The sequence below is a fragment of the Lachnoclostridium phytofermentans ISDg genome (genome assembly GCF_000018685.1).
GTDB lineage: Bacteria > Bacillota > Clostridia > Lachnospirales > Lachnospiraceae > Lachnoclostridium > Lachnoclostridium phytofermentans.
On record NC_010001.1, the window covers coordinates 4250695 to 4269381 of the forward strand.

Sequence of the window (18687 nt, forward strand, 5' to 3'; positions counted from 1 at the left end):
GCATTAAAACTTGTGTCAAGCAGAAGGTAACTATCAGAAGACTATCTATCAAGCTAACTATCACCAGACCTATCGGCAGAAACTAACTATTTATACGTTACATACGAAAACAAATCTCTTGTATTTTGGCGACCTAGATCTTAAATTGTTCTACTATTTTTTGTAAGTCCTTTGCATGCTGCATCGATTCAGATACGATCTCAGTAGTTTTTCCAGTAAGCTCAACTGTATTCGAAGTCTTGTGAGCAATATCATTGATTCCTGTTGCAGCCTCCGAAACTGTGTCATTAATTCCATTGATTGCTTCTGCTATGTTTTTAATTGTTGTCTGTAGACCACTTATCGATGTATTGATAATCGACATACTATCATTAAATTTGAGAGCATCATCGGAATACTGTGTACTGACATTACTAAATTCCGTATAATCATTCAATACTGTTTTTTCTAAGAAATCCAGTGTCTTTGATAAACAATCTACCATATTGTTAACAGAATCCTGTACCTCTTCTACAATATCTGTAATATCTTTTACTGCTCTTGTAGATTGATTTGCCAAGTTACCAATCTCCGAAGCTACTACTGCAAATCCCCTTCCTGACTCTCCAGCTCTTGCAGCTTCAATCGATGCATTTAAGGATAATAAACTGGTCTGAGAAGCAATGTCCATAATCGCTTTCGAGAGGGCCTGTATTCGTTCCACTGATTTTGATTTATCAATTGCTATTGTAGTCCTTACTTTTACTTCTTCATACATCTGCTTTGTAAGGTCACTAGCATGTTCCATGTTGGAATGAAGTTCTTTCGCTCTTAGCATGATATCCTGAGCCATTGACTTTCCTTCTTCCGTAAGCAGATTAATTTCTTTTGTATTACCTTCTATATGAATAATATTTGTATTAATAGATTCTGTTGTTGCCGCTGTTTCTTCTATACCAGCAGCAATTTCCTCTGTTGTCGCTGAGTTATCACTTGAATTTTCATTCACCTCATTGGAGAAGCGACTCAATACTTCTGCATTATTTCCAATTCTATCGGAAGCATTCGTCAAACTTTCAATGACACCAATAATATTATCACGCATTTTACCAATAGAACGGCTCATTTCACCAAATTCATCTCGATGGCCATTAAGTTTTTTCTGACTCTCATCCTCTGAAAAATCGAGATTTGAGATACGATTCACTGCATTTGTTATAATAATAGTAGGTTTTGCTAGTAAATAAGCAATGATGGCTCCTATAAGAGTTGCTACCGCCAGTATAAAAATATTACCGTATATCATACTTCTATTAAACTCTTCTCTAGGTAACATAATATCAGATTCGTCAGCTGTTAAAACAAGGATAGAATTATCCACTCCGGAAATATAATATCCCGCATACTTTTTAACTCCTTGGAACTCATAGTTTATCGTATTATTCTCAGGTATTATCCCTTGGTTCAACTGCTCTACGATTCCCTTGACAACAGAATTTTCAACCTGCATTCCAACTTTACTTTCCGTAGGATGATATAGCATAACTCCATCACGGTCTACCACATATGCATAACTTGACGGATTACCTTCTAATGAAATTCCACGAAGAAGTATAGCAAAATCTTCGTATGTAAGAGCTTGAGCTTTCATATTCGACTCATTTTCCAATAAACGTCCATAAGCATTGGTTACATCCATCATGCTATCCTTGGTCTTCTCATCAATTACTTTTTCAAAACTTGGAAAGGCATTCCATAGGTTAAATACAGACCCGATCGCTGTAATTAATAGCACAATACCTATCACTTTTACCTTCATGGTGCGAAACATACTTGTTTTCACTGTTTTTCTAATCTCTTTTGTAATTTCTTTTTCTTTTAGACTTTCTACTTTCATTTGTAAACCTCCACCCAAGTATAGTATTTTAATTTCGCCCCTTTATATTATCGACAATATTTACTGAAAGCTTATATTTTTTAATATTTTCTTATAATTATTAACAATAGTTATTTTTTACCATTTTTAAGCAAAATATGTACTAAAGCAAAAGCTGTTACATCGAAGAAGAAAGAAAGTACGATTTCCGACTTTCCATATCCCAAAATGTAACAGCTTTTAAATTTAACTACTCATCTTTATTAAACTCTTCTAATTCCTCTTCCCGGGTATAAATACCTTCCATATGAGTCAATTCCTCTGCAAATTCTTCCTCTACTTGCTTTGCTAAATCTTGGGTAAATAGAAGAAAATCTTCATTCTCAGGCTCTACGCTCGTATCCTCTTGCTGCAATGTAGACTCCTTTTCCTCTAACATAGAGTCATACTCGTCCTCTTCTTCTAACTTGGATTCATACTCGTCCTCTTTTTCTAGCATGGATTCATACTCGTCCTCCTCCTCAGTATCCGTTATTTCTTCCGATATATCTAAGGAATCATATTGCTCTTTTGAATTATTACGTGCTCTCTTAAAAATATCCGTATCCTCATCTTCGTAACTGTCTTCTTCCCCAGTTAACTTTTTCTTTATTGCATAGAACATTCCTTCAATTAGAATAGTCATAATAAGATAGAAGATAATGCATACAAATATAGAGAAGAACGGATACATTGTTCTTTGGCCAATTCTTGTCATAACTTCTGTTAAATCATTTACTGAAATATATCCAACGATAGTAGTCCATTGTAAAAGCAAGATTGCAAGACGTTTGATCATAAATAAGGTATCTTCCACTGTCTGTGGTAGTGTTACTGTAAAATAGACTTGTTTCAATCTTCGAATCACTGCAATGTCCTGATGCTTTTTCGCTTCTCTCACCTGTCGTGCAATAATTTGCGCAAAATGCCCTGCTCCATATAATCCAATTGCAATCCCAGAAATTAGAGTGACACTAAAAACCAAACGTTTAAATACCACATAATAGAATAACAAAAGTAATAATACTACTGGTGTACTACGAAATATAAAACTAGTTGCATGTGCTAAACCCGAGATTCCTCGCTTATGATATGACATAAAGTAACTTAACACAGATCCGATTACTACCGTCACGGTCCATGCGATCATTACTAAAATAATTGTCACAATAACGCTTTTTGCGATTAGATAATATGCTCCACCAGAGATTAGATTGTTATTTATCGCATCAAAGATATTTCTGATAAAACTCATATTCTTTCCTCCTCTATTCTAAAACTAGATAAGCGTATTGATTCATCGTATAGTAACCGTCAGTCATACAATATAATTTTTTTGTATCTACTGTATTCTTACTAGTTCCATAGCTAAAAAGCACATCTACTTTACCTCCCATGAGCACAGAAAAACTCGTGTCATTTTGAAGGTATACAAATCGAATATCTTTTCCTAAGATTTTACCTATTTCATGCATTAATGCTACGCTAAATCCATATGGTTTTTGCTCAAAATCTACCATATCAATCGGAGGTAGTGCTCCCGTAACACCTACATATATCGTACCATTAGTTCCTGGAATTTTTTCAAAATTCTTGGCATACATAGGCTTGATTTCTTCTGCTTCAATATAGGTAGATACGAGGGATTCTAAGGTACCATTTTCCTTTAACGCTTTCAAAGCTTCATTCAGATTATCTTTTAATACTTGGTTCTTGGCTGAAAGCGCCATACCAAACTCTAATCGATCCTCTGATGCTTTCGGAATCTCAAGCTTTCGGATTCCTTTTTCTGTACGTGCTAAGTAATCTGCTGTCACATCAGCAAACCAAGCTACCTGTATCTCATTGGTTTTAAGCGCTGAGAGTGTTTCATAAACATCCGAATAAGAGCGATACCCTTTTAATTTAATTCCAAGTATGCTATCAAACAATATCTTAGCACTAGTATCTGGCATTTTAGAAACTACACCACCCATTGTCTTACCGTTAAGTTCCACAACAGCTTCTAAATTCTCAGAGGTAACCTTAGCTTCATCATGAAACAGTCTTGCACCAGCACATATCAGACAAAAGATTGCAAGAACTGCAACTGTTAACCATTTTGATCTCGTTCTCATCATCTTAAAGTCACCCCGATTATCTTTTCATTTCGAGTTCCTACCACAATTTTATTCTCATACACTGCTGCAGTCGCCTCGATTCCGCCACCAACATCAATGCTATCAACAACTTGTCCTGTAACAGCATCAATTAACATAAGTTTGTTATTATAAGCTCCCTGTAATAGATAAGCATCCCCGTTTGTTGTATAAATCATATTAGCTGAGCTCCAAGAATCTGTACCTAGGTCTGTTCTCCAAGTTTCCTCTCCAGTCTTCTTATCTAATGCTACTAGATAGCCGCCTTCAATATTAGGAGTCTTAGAAACAAAGTAAAATACCGAATTGGAAACTCTTCCTTTTCCTACAATTCCTGTTGCTAAAAATCCGCCTGCTAGACCTGCAACACTATGAACTTCATACGGCTTTTTCCATACAATTTCACCAGTTATCGCATTTAATTTATATACACTGGCTTCACCCATATTGTGGATGTCTTTTCCATACTTAAGGGTTGTTGCTACATAGATGTATTTTTTTCCATCCTCTTCTTTATCAAAGAGTATGGAAGAGTTAACATCATCTCCGACATCCTGTGTCCACATAAGTTTCATGGTATTTAAGTTAATACAGTTTACAACACCGCCATTATCACCAAGGTAGAGATAATTTTCCCACACACTACCACTGCATTCACTACCCCATACATGAGATTCTTCCGATGCACGCGCAGCACTATATACAACACGAACTTCCTCTGATGGCGCTATGGATAAGGTTCCTTTCACCTTATCGTATTTTGTATTAAGTTTTAATGTATACAATACACCATTTTCACCAGGACATATAATAGTGTCAGATTCCACATGGAAGATAGCTGAGCTATCATAAGCATGCCAAATACGAGGTGCAATAGGATCATTCATCGCAAACTCGTAAAGTTTTGAACCATCAATCAAACTATAGATATAAATTCTTGGGCTAATACATTCCCCATAAACACCAGTTTGTGCATCCCCCGATCCCATAACCAGCAACGGAATACCACCTGGATGAATTGAGCCAGTACCTTTAAAAGTCATACCAACATTGATTGCATCTCTTGTAGGTTCACCAGTATCCATATCCAAAAAGTGTACATATCCATCCATACCAGGATAGATTACTTCTACAAGTCCTTCCTTCTTCTTCGCTGTATCATACAAATTCATGATTCTCTTCGTCTCTTCATCCCACTTAACAACCAGTGGCTGACCTGTCCATCCATTCCCTGACCAGTAATCAACCCCATTGCTTTTTAATACTTTTCCCGTTTTAAATGACCAGATGTCAGAATCAAACTTTTTTTCTATAAGATTAGCATAGCCATAGGCTTGGTGATTTCTATAATAGTCTCCGCGAAACGTATAGATACCCTTTAATTGATTCATTCCTGATAAGTCCTCCTCTGAAAATGACAGATCATAAGGACGTTCATAACTCTTAACATCTATCCCATTCACCTGAATACGGGTAGACATCGATAGTACACTCGAATTTGTATTTTTCGTTGCTCTTGGTACCATCTCCTCCGCACCCTTTGCATTATCAAGGTATTGCTCTACCGGAAGGCTTCCTCGTGTATTAACGGTGTAATTATATAAATAGCGAATGTTTCCCTTAACTTTTACCAGTAATTTAAAACCATAAAATCCTGCTCCCAGTATTGCTAGAACTAATACACCGACTAGAATCCGAAATGTAATTGACTTTGTAAATCTTTTCTTTTTATTCATATTTAACAACTCCCATCTGCACGCTCTAGCACGCATACAAATAAGAAAAAGCACGCTTTACGAACTTTTCCTTCTAAACCATTCCATCCATTAAATTTTCTATCTCATTAGTTGGCACCTTATCTAACACAATATAGATAAAGTCCTCCACAGATTAACAATTATGATAAAGAATATTACCTTTTTTGTCAATACTTATAATAATATCCAATGAATAGTAAGAGAATCGTAAAAAAATACAGCGCAAAAAAAGAATGCAAGCAAGTACAAACATAAATCATTGTCGAAACGCCTACATTCCCTCTTATTTTACTTCAATTCAATGTATCCTAACTACAGCTTAGATACAATTGATACAATCTCCAATTACCTCAATGTCTTCACGGTGAACTGCTACTTCATTCTCCATGATATGTACTAATTCACAAGCAGCGGCAGCCTGTGTATTCAATGTGTTGATATACTGTGATACTAATATACCAATCGATTCCTGTTCTTCCACCATCGACATCACATGTTCTAACTCTTTTAATTGTTCCCCTTGTACTCTTGTTAGATGATCTTTTAAATGATTTGAAACACAGTAATTAATTGCTTCCATCTTAGAAATTAACTTTTGCACCTCAAGCGAAGTTTCTGAAACAAGGCAACAAAGTTTATCCTGTTCATTGAGTACATCAAATGTAGTTTTCTCAACTTGCTCTTGAGAACAATACAGCTTTTCTACAATCTCTTGTAAAGATCCATTTTGCATTGTTATCCCCCATATAAAATTTCTTAGGCAGCGCCTTTTGGCGCCTTAGAAATTCTCTTCACGCTTAATCCTGTAATAATTTAAATAATTCTCTGACGTTATTAACACCAATAAGACGGATTCCCTGTATCTTTAAATGCTGCTGATTCACCTGTGGTAAAATACAAATTTCATAGCCCATCTTCTTTGCATCGTTAACACGCTGTTCCGCCATACTTACAGCACGTACTTCTCCCGTAAGACCTACTTCTCCAAACACAAGTGTTTTACTACTTAGTGCTCTATTCTTGTAGCTGGATATTAGCGCCATCACGATAGCTAAATCTAGGGCAGGCTCATTTATTTTCATTCCACCTGCAACATTTACATAAGCATCACAAAAAGATAACTGTATCCCTAATCGTTTTTCAATAACCGCCATCAATAAATTCACACGATTATAATCGGTTCCTGCTGCTGTTCTACGGGGCATATTTAAGTTGGATTGACAAACCAAAGCTTGTACTTCAACTAACATGGTTCTTGTCCCTTCCATAGAAGCTGCCACAACAGACCCTGGTTCATCCTCTGGTTTTCCTTGAAGCATATACTCGGAAGGATTCATTACTTCTGCCAATCCTGAATTTTTCATTTCAAACACACCGATTTCATTCGTGGAACCAAAACGGTTTTTCACCGCTCTAAGGATTCGATAAGCAGCAGTATTATCCCCTTCAAAATATAGTACCGTATCTACCATATGCTCTAAGACTCGTGGTCCAGCAACAACGCCTTCCTTCGTCACATGCCCAACAATAAATATCGATATCCCCATACCTTTTGCTAAATGCATTAAGGCTCCTGTGGATTCTCGTACTTGGCTTACACTTCCTGGGGATGCACTGATTTCTTCTTTAAACATTGTTTGGATCGAGTCAATTATCATTATCTCAGGAGTATCTTTTGATACAATATCCTCAATCTGATCAAGGTTTGTTTCAGAAAGTAATAGCAGTTCGCCTTGGAAGGTTCCAAGGCGCTCTGCTCTCATTTTAATTTGTTGTTGAGATTCCTCTCCGGAAACATATAGTACCTTCTTTTTAGCCGTAGTCAATTGTCTGCACATCTGAAGAAGAAGTGTGGATTTTCCAATACCCGGATCTCCACCGACTAAAACTAAAGATCCTTTTACGATACCGCCACCAAGAACACGGTCTAATTCGCCAATTCCTGTTACGGTTCGATTTTCTTCTTCCGTACATACCTCAGAGAGGTATTTTGGTGTTTCTGTTTTTCTGCTACTAGCTTTATTCACCGGTGTCTTTTTGACAACAGGTTCTTCCGTAAAGCTGTTCCATGATTTACATCCTGGACATTGTCCTACCCATTTTGTAGATTCAAACCCACACTCTTTACAAAAGAATACGGTACTTTTCTTTGCCATTCTTCTTTCTCCCATGCTAAAAACAAGTATGCTTTCTTGTATTTTATAACTTGATCACGCGTACCTCAACTTCTCTTTCGCAATTAAGCTCTGTACTGATTACTAGCTTTCCGCCTAAATTTGTCTTCATTTTACCAACATTGGTACCATCAATGAAGATTTTGTATTCTTTTTCTGCTTCTAACTCTAAAGTAATCTGAGCATCTTCGTTGCCCTTTACAAAGAAGCTAACTTCTTTTTCTGAAATATCCAAATGAGATACAGCAGTCCCTGGAACAGACTCATAAACAAATAAACCATTTTTCTCTAATTTTGTAATCTCATGAAATGTTTTTACTTTATATAAATCTCCGTTGTGCTGGAAATCCGAAACCTTTTGTTTTGCCTCTAAGGTATAATCACCAAAGCTAATTGTGCCATCCTTTTCTTCACGAATCAGATTCTCATATAATGCCATTTTCTTATCCTCCCGGTATTGTTCACAACCATTTGTTTTTAGACTCATTTTGTAACGTATACAAATATTATGATTCATTTTCTATATAAGCATTATAATATAATCGCTGACATAATGCTACTAAATCTTCTGCAATTCGATTAATTTGTATAGAAAATGAGTTAGATATTTCCTTCGAAAGAAACTACTTACAGTTTTGACTCACAATAAATAATACAAGCCTTCTATGGTTATTAAGCTGCCCGATTTCTATTTAAACTAATCAAATATTACTCTGTTTTTGCTTTTCTGGTTCGTTTCTTTTTCCCTGTCATCACAATCTGATTTTCTTTATAATCGACCGCTACAAAGTCCCCCGAACTTACCTTACCTTCTAAAATTTCTTCCGCCAACTTATCTTCAATATAACTTTGTATAGCACGGCGGATTGGTCTTGCACCATATTTATCATCAAAGCCTTTTTCCGATATAAAATCTATTACACTTTCTTCTATCGTAAGCTTTAAATCCATTTGTTGCTCGCAGCGCTTTTCAATGGTTGCTAACATAATCCGAACAATGTTCTTGATATCTTCTCTTGTTAAGGAATGGAATACAATAATTTCATCAATTCGATTAATAAACTCTGGCTTAAAGATTCGTTTTACCTCATCCATAACGCCTTCCTTCATTCGATTATAATCTGCCTTCTCATCGACTACCGAAGTAAAGCCTAGCTTCTTTGGTGAAATAATACTTTGCGCACCAGCATTTGACGTCATGATGATAATTGTATTCTTAAAGCTAACTTTTCTTCCCTGTGCATCCGTGATATGACCATCATCCAACACCTGAAGTAAAATGTTAAATACATCTGGATGTGCTTTCTCAATTTCATCAAATAATATAACGGAATATGGATTTCTGCGTACCTTCTCACTTAACTGACCGCCCTCATCGTATCCAACATATCCTGGTGGAGAACCAATCATCTTTGATACACTATGCTTTTCCATATATTCAGACATATCAACTCGAATCATGGAATTCTCACTTCCAAACATCGCTTCCGCAAGTGCTTTGCTAAGCTCTGTTTTACCTACACCAGTTGGTCCAAGGAATAAGAAGGAACCAATTGGGCGATTCGGATCTTTTAGCCCTACTCTGCCTCGGCGAATCGCCTTAGCAACTGCAGAAACCGCTTCCGACTGCCCCACAACACGTTCATGCAATATTCCTTCCAATTTCATGAGACGTTCGCTTTCTTCCTCTTCTAATTTTCTTACCGGAATCTTGGTCCAGCCCGAAATCACCTCCGCAATTTCGCCCTCAGTTACCATTAGTTTATTCTCTTCCCTAGCCTTTTCATGCTCAATCTTCTGACGATTTAGTGTATCTCTTGCTCTATCTTGCTTTTTCTTAATTTCACTTGCTTTTTCAAAAGCCTCCGCTTTAATAGCTTCTTCTTTATCAGCTTCTAACTGTGCAATCTTTTCCTCTAACTGCTTTATCTTTGGGGATACCGCATAAGTACTTAATCGAACTTTTGATGCAGCTTCATCCATAAGGTCAATTGCTTTGTCTGGTAGATAACGGTCGTTTAAATATCTCTTTGATAATTTTACTGCTGCAATTACTGCATCATCAGTTATCACTACATTATGATGACTTTCATAGCTTGAACGAAGACCCATTAAAATTTTGATGGTTTCATCTTCGGATGGTTCCTCTACGACTACCGGTTGGAAACGACGCTCTAATGCAGCATCCTTCTCAATATACTTACGATATTCCTCTCTCGTAGTCGCACCGATTAATTGAAGTTCTCCTCGAGCTAGGGATGGCTTTAATATATTCGATGCATCGATTGCACCCTCTGCTCCACCAGCACCTATAATGGTGTGTAATTCATCTAAAAATAGCAGAACATTTCCATCATAGATAACTTCTGCAATTACTTTCTTAATACGTTCTTCAAATTCACCACGGTATTTAGAGCCAGCTACCATACCTGATAAATCTAAGGTTACGACACGTTTATCCTTAATGGTATCTGGTACATCACCCTCCACAATTTTCAGTGCTAATCCTTCTGCAATTGCAGTTTTACCAACACCAGGCTCTCCTACCAAACATGGATTGTTTTTCGTTCTTCTGCTTAAGATTTGAATGACACGATTAATTTCATTTTCCCTACCAATGACTGGGTCTAGTTTTCCTTCTTTTGCATACTCCGTAAGATTTCTACTATATTGATCAAGTGTAGGGGTAGAGGACTTTCCCTTGCCCTTTCCTTTTGCGTTACTAAATTCGTTCTTTGCTGCATTCATGTCAACTCCAGCAGCAGCCAAAGTATCTACGTAAAGCTTTTGAATATTAATACCGAGCGTATTTAATAATCGTATTGCGATACAGTCTGATTCCTTCATTAAAGCAATCAATATGTGCTCCGTACCAATTTGCTCTGCATTCATTCTTTTCGCTTCTTTGTCACTTTGCTCCAAAATTCCTCTTGCTCTGCTGGTAAAATTATTACTTCCTGCGACTTTCATCGGTGTGTTAGGTGCAATTAATTGATTCACTAATTCCAACACTTTATCTTCCTCTACACCGTTTGTTTCAAGCACTTTAGAAGCAACTCCGTCGGCCTTTAACAATCCAATTAGTAGATGTTCAGTTCCTATATAATTATGCATTAAGCGGAAAGCGACATCGGTTGCTAGATTGATTGCCTCTTTCGCATTTTCTGTAAATCTATCTCTCATATATTCCTCCATTCCTCTTTAAAGCTGTGGTAACTTATTATTAATGTATTCCGCACGATAGCGGTCTCTTTCGCCACGTCCGACACTCTTACCCAGACTTTTTTGCAAATTACCTGGTGTAACCTCCATCATTAACTTATGAATATTAAGTGGCTCACTTAATTTCATAAGCCCTGCATCCATTCCTAGCTTTAACTGAGATAACATCATTAATGCATCCACAGTATTAATCTTTTTCGCATATTTTAATACACCGTAAGAACGATATACCTTATCTTCAATTTCATCCATATTCATGTTAATCAGGTATTCTCTACGCTTTCTTTCTTGAAATACCACCTGATCCACAAGTTTCTCTAGGTTATCGATAATCTCTTTCTCTGATCTTCCAAGGGTTGTTTTATTTGATATCTGAAAGATATGTCCTAACCCCTTGGTTCCTTCACCATAGATGCCTCGAATTTGTGCCCCATAGCGGCCAATTTCTTCTGCTAGTTTTTCAATCTTACCAGCGATATTTAATGCAGGTAAGAATACCATATAGGATGCCCGCAGTCCAGTTCCGACATTGGTTGGACAGCTGGTTAAATAACCATAGCGATCATCATATGCATAACCCAATTGCTCTGAAAAAAAGTCATCTACTCTATCCGCATCCAAAAATGCCTTTTCCATATTCATTCCACTTGAAATTGCTTGTATGCGAAGATGGTCTTCTTCATTTACCATTACACTAATTCCCTCATCTTCAGAAACAATAAGACCAGTTTCTAGCTCTTTTTCTGCTAAGAGAGGACTGATAATATGCCATTCTACCATCGATGCTTTATCGATATCTCGCAGTTTATTTACATTACAGTGATAAAACTTCTGATTTTCTTTTAGTTCCAGGTCTTTTGTCAGTCCAGTAACTTTAGTCACAAGCTGTATCGCTGACTCTCTATTCATTCGTTCTTGAAAATAAAATCCTTTGATGTTTCTTGCAAGGCGGATACGGCTAGAAATTACAACGTCGCTATCCGTTGATTGCTCTTCATACCATTTATTCATAGCCTACCTCCCTCTTTAAACCTTCTTAAGTTCTCGGATTCGATCTCTTATTCTTGCTGCTTCCTCATATTCTTCCTGTTCAATCGCCTGTTGCAATTGAATTGTTAGTTTTTCCTCTTCTGAAAGTTCATTTATAAGACGATTCATTTCACTTTCATAGCCCTTTGGCTTTTTACCGGTATGAGTGTCTGCTCCATGAATACTTCTAAAGTTTTTATTTAGTACCTTACCAAAACTGCTATAGCAATCTGCACAACCAAATTTTCCTTGTTTTAAAAATTCTTCATAGCTTAACCCACAGCTTTTACATTTAGTAATCGGGATTTCTTCCTCATTTTGTTGTTTTTCAATACTCTCAAGTAATTCAAATAACATTCCGCCTAAAGTGGGATCACTACCATCCCCCTGTGGAAAATTTAGGAATGAACTGTTTTTCGCAGCGCATTCGGAACACAGATGCTGTTCTGTTTTCTTTCCGTTTAGGATTTCCGTATAGTAGATTTTCGCTTCTTTCTTTCCGCAAATATCACATAACATAGCTTACCTCCTATCTGGAGTCACTGGAGAACTCTCTCATGATACTATCCATTAGCTCATGAATCTCCTCACAACTGATATCTTTACAGATGGCCTGTGCTAAAATCACTCTCATCTGACTCTTAAGTTCAGCAATAGCTGCAATTTTATCATAATCGAGTGCGATTACAGCTCCTCTTCTTCGGTCAAGTTTTACAAAGCCCTCCTGTTTTAAAATAGTGTAGGCTTTATTCACTGTATGCATATTAATTCCTATATTTTCTGCTAATTCTCTCACAGATGGGAGATTATCCCCTTCTCTGATTTCTGAGGTTGCAATTCCCAGGATTATCTGATTTCTTAATTGAATGTAAATTGCTTCATCACTATTAAAGTCAATGGTTACAATCACATTCTTCACCTCCTTGCTGTATTACAACGTGTTCTCGAAGTTATATCTGTTATATTCATACTATAACACTATGATTCATTTGTCAACTGATACTATTTGGAGAAAATCCGAGAAATCAAAGATACCTCACATTTTTATAATAAAGCAATTCACTCTGATAGTATTGTGCTACCACATGAATTCGTAGGTTTGCAGTTTAGTGGTAGGGTTTGCAGTATAGTAGTAGTAGTTTATCATTTTAAAATAAATCATCCTCTTGATTCGTTTTCATTCGGAGCATTAAGCGAACAATACCGATCAAAAGTATAGCGCAGATGCCACACAGTACAATAATAACGATCGTTAATTGACTTATTTTCTCTTCAAATTCTTTTTTCTGTACTTTTAGCTCTAGATTATTGTTAGCAGCAGGAGAGCTGTCCTCTCTTTCTATTATTGTCTGCTCTGTATAAAGTTGAATCGTTTTCTCGGTACGATCATATCGATAAAGTGAAGTATTCCCGAATTGATTCTCAAGAACCATCAGTAAATAATCCTCTTTTAGACTGTCTTTCTTTTGATAAATTGGAATTGCACAGCCATCCACAAGAATGCTACTCTTTACATAACCTTTTGGTATTATAATATTGCTATCATCAGATGCTACGGTAAACTTAAATTGACCGGTTATCATTATCTTCCCTGCATCTCTCACTGCTCTAAAATTAGGAGCATCTCCGCCTTCGTTTGAACCATCTTCCACTTGTTGATAACCTTCTTCTTTTAATACTTGTATTCGGTACTCACCAGTATTTCCGCTTTGCGCTGTAACAGTTATCACAATTGTATTATTTCCAATCTTCAGGGCCTCATTACCTTTTATCCCCACTGTTGCATCGGTATCCTCCGGTATTGCACTGATTATAATTTTCTCTGTTTCCGGTCCAACCATAATACTATACTCTTTTTCGTCGGCCTTAAAGGATGGCGTTAAAGTACCAGGACTAACTTTCAATATTGCTAAATTCGTATTCTTTGAAGCAGCCTCCTTGGCGCGGATTGTGACGCTCCCAGAATATGCGGACACAGACATCGGATCTCCTGATTCGAACTCATAAGCAATTGGGTTTCCAGTCATTAATAGCTGGCAATTCCCCACTTCTAAAGCTTTAAAACGCAATACATATCTTCTTTCACCATCGGAGGAAGATGCATTCGTATCCATAAATCGAAGCATTCCATTCCCACCAGAAACACAGGATGGTCCTGACATAAATTCTATGATTTCCGCATTATAGGAAAGGTAACCTTCAAAGTCACCAAGTATACTATCGGATGCGATTACAATTGAAATCTTAAATTCATCCCCCTTACCAACCTCATCATTTGGTACCTCTATTTTAATAGTTGCACTCGCAGCAAGACTATCTATACTTGGAATATTCATTAACAATATTCCAAGACTTAAATATAAAACAGATAGTACGATTTTTTTATACCATGTTTTCATAGTATTCTCCTCTCGTTTTTAGAAAATCCCATAAAGTTAACCATTTGTCTTGAAACCTTCGTTTCTTACCGGTCGGCTAACTTTATGGGATCTCTTTTAATATATATAAGAAGTATCTTCTATTCTACGCGTTATAAACACGCTTTGTTTTAAATCATCTTAATTACTGTAATTCTCGAGCAACTGAAATCTTATAGTCACGTAAATCTCCATTTTGAGCAATTACCATAATTGTAATTTCGTTAAGACCTGGATTTAATTGCACAACACCGGTTCCACTAAGAACTGCCTTATTACTTACTGTCGCAGCAGATATATTAATTCCTTCACAGCTGTTAGGTACAACTAAGAAGAATTCTTTTGTATTTAGTATGTCAAATGTTGGTGTTAATGTCAATTCATTTCCATTGAAATCTTTTACGCTTAATGTCTTTAGATAATTATTCGGATTATACTTTGTTGTTGGTGCGGCACATGGAATCTTTGGCATATTTAAGTAAACAGGAATGGAAAATACCAATGGGAGATTTCCAATCTGAGCATAAGCTGCGCCAACCTTCTTTCCTTCAGAAAATGGTGCTTCTACATTCGACATATACTGATGGGAATGTGTTGAAGTAGGTGTTACATTAAACTTTTGAAGGTATATGGTATCCTGTCCTCGGTTGATATAGGAGTCACCAATAATAAATGCTCCCCCTACGATGGAACGGTAACGATTGTTCCAAGGAATTAAGGACTTCACATTTAAAGTTGCATTCGTGCTACCACTCTTTGCATACTTTAAACCATTTGCAATTGCACCACCTTCTGCCGTGGAGTTATAAGCACCAATATTATAGAAGTTATATAAACCTTCCCATCCGCTTACAGTACCAGATACACTATTACTTAAGGTAGAGGTACCAGTCACTACTTCCTGCTTTACACGAGAAGCTAGGTGATAAGGACTTACACCAGAATACTCTGCTGCTTTTATAAAGGTCTCACCATAGGTGATACTTTGCGTCGTCCCATATTCATCGGTATAAGTATAACTTGAATTATACATAGCCGTAGACTTTAGAATACTCTCAACACCGCTTAGATTTTGATAGGATGTTTTATAAGTAAGCACCTCAAACTGGTAGATTGACTTATCATCTAGGAAGTTTCTTGGATCCATATAGTACATGATAGCATCTCTTGAAGCTGTTACCCAAGTAGAACCATCATATACAATGAAACTATCCGTCTTCCAGTTGTATGCCTTATCCTCTAGTGATTTCCACTCGATTCCTTTTGCATTTGATAGCAAATTCTTTCCAGGAATACTTTGATTATCGATTACTGAATTCCAATCAAGTCCTGTGTGATATGCCTCAAATGTCCAGTCTGGATTGGCTTCGTGCAGTGCACGTAAATATGGCTTATAGCTATCTGGAAAGCCCTGTATTGTTAACAGTTGTTCAAAATCTTGACTTACTACAGGTGCTGTTGGCGTTGGAGTTTCAACACTTGATGAAGAATCACCATCAACTATCGTTGATTCATCAATTTTAACATAATTATCGTTTACATAGCCCGAATATTCAACACCACTTTGAGTGAATTTTATATTATACCAATAGATTTTATCCTCGTAATACTTTCCATTTACCTTTACTTTATCATTATTATAAAGTGTTACAGCATATCCTGCACTATTTTTAACAAATGAACTACTATAACCTGGCGCTTGTTTTACAACTAAAGCAGTTGCGTTGATTATCATACCATCCGCCGTGAAGAGTTTTACTGCTGGAGTTGGTGTAGCCGTAGGCTTTGGTTTTGCACTAGGAGTTACTGTTGGTTTTGGCGTTGCCGTTGGTTTTGGCGTCGTCGACGGTGCCACAGTTGGCTTCGTCGTTGGTGCTACAGTCGGCTTTGGTGTTGCTGTTGGTTTCGGAGTCGCAGTAGGTACTGGTCCGTTAGCAACTAGTGTAACTGAGTTTGCTTTCAGATAACCTGTTACTGTCTCTCCTGATTTTGTATAGGAAACCTTAAACCATTTATCGTCAGAAGTTTCTTCTGAGATTACGGTTACTTTTGTATTTTTAGCAAGACTTACTAGCGTTCCATTCTTATATTTCACGTAGCCAGCTGTAGATTTCGCTGAAGAGCTTATTTTAGTGCCATTTGCTAAGATAGAAGCAGTCGCCTTATCTGTTAATGTTAATTTCACATAATTACTAAGAACATGTCCAATCGTTTGTTTCTTGTTTACAGTAACAGCTACTCGGTACCAAATATCACTTCCAACCTTAACCTGATTGAGTACGGTTAGTTTTGTATTTTTCGCGAGCGTTCCTAGTACCTTGCTACTTGTCGTTGCATCCTGTCTAAGATTTACTGTTGATGCAGTTATTACACCAGGTATTTGAAAAGCTTCATTTTTATCGATTGGTTTCTGTGTTGGAGTTGGAGTTGCTGTTGGTTTTACCGCTTCGGTAGGTTTTGGCGTACTGGTTGGAGTCTCATCCACTGCAGTATCTTTTGACTTACCAATTAACTCTAGATCATTCTCCGTTACATATCCAAAATAAGTAACAGTAGGCTCTTTATAGCTAATACGGAACCACTTTGTACCAGCAACTGTTTTCTCCTCAGACACCCATACATAGGAACCTTGCGTTGCTGTAATCAACTCTCCATCGTCGGTATATAAATCCTCTGCTGTAAGAGAAGCTACCTTTTTGTAAGTGATTTCGTTTGTAGGTTTTGCATAAAATCCACTTCCCACTGTCGCAGTAACATATTTACTAAGCATATAACCAGTTACTGTTTTTTTATCCTGTACAAAGGATATCTGATACCACTTATCATTACCGTCGTACTTCTCTTTTACTATAGTCACACTGGTGTTTTTATTTAAAGAGGTTACCTTAGTACTGCCTGTTGTTGCATCTTTTCTTACATTGACTCCCTCAGCATTTACCTTACCACCTAGATTTATCTTATGGCTTGCTGGTGTTGTTGAAGTGTTTGGAGTTTCTGTTTGATTCTCTCCTTCGCTGCTACCACCGGAATTTGAATTATCTGAATTATCCTGACTATCATCAGTATCCTCGTCTCCGATTGTCTCATTACCTCCGGTTGTTACCTTGGTTCCATCTAACTCTACAAGGCTCGCTGGAACATAACCATAATATTTTGCCCCACCGTACGTAATATAGACATAAAACCATTTATCGTTTCCTACGCGTTTTTCTCCGGTTATAAATATTGCACGATTCTTATTTAAAGTAAGCTTTGTTCCATCTGCAGTCGATATCGTTTTATTTCCTTCTCCTGCATCAAGTTGCATTGCTGTATTATTGGTACGAATCTTGCCATAAATTCCGCTTTTATAATTCATCTCGACATAAATAGCCAGAACATATCCAGTTACCGTTTTGCCGCCTACTTTTGTCTGAATTTGATACCAACAATCCACACCATTCCACTTAGTCCCTATTACAGTAACGGAGTCACCACTTACTAAGGTTCCTAAGACAGTACTTGTAGTATTGTTATCTTTTCTAATATTTAATTGGGATGCGTTCACTGTTGCTGGTTGACTTAATTTATATGTTGCTGAAGAACCGCTTGATGGTGTAGGAGTTGGAGTTGGTTTACTTGCAGTACCATCCACTTTCTTTATGTAGGTTCCCAGAGAATAGCCTTTGATCTTTTTCCCACCAAATGTAGCTTCAATCTCATACCATCCGTCTTTTTCTGATAAAATTGTTACCTCTTGATCCTTTACGAGATATACATCTGCGCCACCTGAGGTTACCTTATCATACGAAGTTTGCGGCCCTTTTCTAACATAGAGCGTTGATGCTGTACAAATCCCTTTTGTTGCTGCATAAGCTGCATTTGGAGTTTGCCAAAGTATATTTGGAATCAACATGCTGATGCATAATATCCATATAATTAAGCGTTTGTGTTTCATTTCTAGTCTCATATTAACCTCAATTCTGGCGCTATGGCGCCCTTTTTTAACCATTGTAAATTTGTTCCCATATATAAAGGATAAAACTTTAAGCGACTTATTTCTTCGTTTTTCACGTT

Annotated in this window: 13 protein-coding genes; all 13 read right to left on the reverse strand. The window is 37.0% G+C overall.

The window, feature by feature from the left end; all coding sequences use genetic code 11:
• Positions 1-133 precede the first annotated feature (133 nt).
• The 13 genes from CPHY_RS17925 to CPHY_RS22360 all read right to left on the reverse strand — a co-directional run bounded on the left by CPHY_RS17925 (position 134) and on the right by CPHY_RS22360 (position 18580).
• Complete coding sequence (locus CPHY_RS17925) at positions 134-1876, reverse strand: methyl-accepting chemotaxis protein (RefSeq protein WP_012201455.1); 1743 nt, start codon at positions 1874-1876, stop codon at positions 134-136.
• A 229-nt stretch (positions 1877-2105) separates the two neighbouring features.
• Positions 2106-3149 carry a hypothetical protein gene (locus tag CPHY_RS17930; RefSeq protein ID WP_041703770.1) on the reverse strand — a complete coding sequence of 348 codons (1044 nt, stop codon included), beginning with the start codon at positions 3147-3149 and terminating at the stop codon, positions 2106-2108.
• Between the two features lie 13 nt (positions 3150-3162).
• Positions 3163-4014: a transporter substrate-binding domain-containing protein gene (locus tag CPHY_RS17935; protein ID WP_041703771.1), complete on the reverse strand. Its 852-nt coding sequence runs from the start codon at positions 4012-4014 to the stop codon at positions 3163-3165.
• Positions 4011-5768 (reverse strand): outer membrane protein assembly factor BamB family protein, encoded by a 1758-nt coding sequence (locus CPHY_RS17940; RefSeq protein WP_012201456.1) that lies wholly within the window; start codon positions 5766-5768, stop codon positions 4011-4013. The genes CPHY_RS17935 and CPHY_RS17940 overlap by 4 nt, the downstream gene beginning before the upstream one ends.
• A gap of 340 nt (positions 5769-6108) precedes the next feature.
• Positions 6109-6522: a hypothetical protein gene (locus tag CPHY_RS17945; protein ID WP_012201457.1), complete on the reverse strand. Its 414-nt coding sequence runs from the start codon at positions 6520-6522 to the stop codon at positions 6109-6111.
• Positions 6523-6586: 64 nt separating this feature from the next.
• Positions 6587-7945, reverse strand: coding sequence for a DNA repair protein RadA (gene radA, locus CPHY_RS17950; RefSeq protein ID WP_012201458.1), 1359 nt, complete (start codon positions 7943-7945; stop codon positions 6587-6589).
• Between the two features lie 43 nt (positions 7946-7988).
• Positions 7989-8402, reverse strand: coding sequence for a hypothetical protein (locus CPHY_RS17955; protein WP_012201459.1), 414 nt, complete (start codon positions 8400-8402; stop codon positions 7989-7991).
• A gap of 269 nt (positions 8403-8671) precedes the next feature.
• Positions 8672-11146, reverse strand: coding sequence for an ATP-dependent Clp protease ATP-binding subunit (locus CPHY_RS17960; protein ID WP_012201460.1), 2475 nt, complete (start codon positions 11144-11146; stop codon positions 8672-8674).
• 18 nt (positions 11147-11164) lie between these two features.
• Complete coding sequence (locus tag CPHY_RS17965; protein WP_012201461.1) at positions 11165-12196, reverse strand: protein arginine kinase; 1032 nt, start codon at positions 12194-12196, stop codon at positions 11165-11167.
• A 15-nt stretch (positions 12197-12211) separates the two neighbouring features.
• The gene (locus CPHY_RS17970) at positions 12212-12733 is read right to left on the reverse strand and encodes a UvrB/UvrC motif-containing protein (protein ID WP_012201462.1); all 522 of its coding nucleotides are present in this window, start codon (positions 12731-12733) and stop codon (positions 12212-12214) included.
• A gap of 10 nt (positions 12734-12743) precedes the next feature.
• Entirely contained in the window at positions 12744-13124 is a 381-nt protein-coding gene (locus CPHY_RS17975) for a GntR family transcriptional regulator (protein WP_012201463.1), read from the reverse strand.
• 238 nt (positions 13125-13362) lie between these two features.
• Positions 13363-14613 carry a cadherin-like beta sandwich domain-containing protein gene (locus CPHY_RS17980; protein ID WP_012201464.1) on the reverse strand — a complete coding sequence of 417 codons (1251 nt, stop codon included), beginning with the start codon at positions 14611-14613 and terminating at the stop codon, positions 13363-13365.
• A gap of 163 nt (positions 14614-14776) precedes the next feature.
• Positions 14777-18580, reverse strand: a complete 3804-nt coding sequence (locus tag CPHY_RS22360) for an SH3 domain-containing protein (RefSeq protein ID WP_049762425.1) — start codon at positions 18578-18580, stop codon at positions 14777-14779.
• Between the last annotated feature and the right edge of the window lie 107 nt (positions 18581-18687).

What these genes read in the sequence shown, in the direction of transcription:
- CPHY_RS17930 (WP_041703770.1), bottom strand. Translation starts at nt 3,149, where the DNA reads ATGAGTTTTATCAGAAATATCTTTGATGCGATAAATAACAATCTAATC.
- CPHY_RS17935 (WP_041703771.1), bottom strand. Translation starts at nt 4,014, where the DNA reads ATGATGAGAACGAGATCAAAATGGTTAACAGTTGCAGTTCTTGCAATC.
- CPHY_RS22360 (WP_049762425.1), bottom strand. Translation starts at nt 18,580, where the DNA reads ATGAGACTAGAAATGAAACACAAACGCTTAATTATATGGATATTATGC.
- CPHY_RS17960 (WP_012201460.1), bottom strand. Translation starts at nt 11,146, where the DNA reads ATGAGAGATAGATTTACAGAAAATGCGAAAGAGGCAATCAATCTAGCA.
- radA (WP_012201458.1), bottom strand. Translation starts at nt 7,945, where the DNA reads ATGGCAAAGAAAAGTACCGTATTCTTTTGTAAAGAGTGTGGGTTTGAA.
- CPHY_RS17925 (WP_012201455.1), bottom strand. Translation starts at nt 1,876, where the DNA reads ATGAAAGTAGAAAGTCTAAAAGAAAAAGAAATTACAAAAGAGATTAGA.
- CPHY_RS17965 (WP_012201461.1), bottom strand. Translation starts at nt 12,196, where the DNA reads ATGAATAAATGGTATGAAGAGCAATCAACGGATAGCGACGTTGTAATT.
- CPHY_RS17945 (WP_012201457.1), bottom strand. Translation starts at nt 6,522, where the DNA reads ATGCAAAATGGATCTTTACAAGAGATTGTAGAAAAGCTGTATTGTTCT.
- CPHY_RS17980 (WP_012201464.1), bottom strand. Translation starts at nt 14,613, where the DNA reads ATGAAAACATGGTATAAAAAAATCGTACTATCTGTTTTATATTTAAGT.
- CPHY_RS17970 (WP_012201462.1), bottom strand. Translation starts at nt 12,733, where the DNA reads ATGTTATGTGATATTTGCGGAAAGAAAGAAGCGAAAATCTACTATACG.
- CPHY_RS17955 (WP_012201459.1), bottom strand. Translation starts at nt 8,402, where the DNA reads ATGGCATTATATGAGAATCTGATTCGTGAAGAAAAGGATGGCACAATT.
- CPHY_RS17940 (WP_012201456.1), bottom strand. Translation starts at nt 5,768, where the DNA reads ATGAATAAAAAGAAAAGATTTACAAAGTCAATTACATTTCGGATTCTA.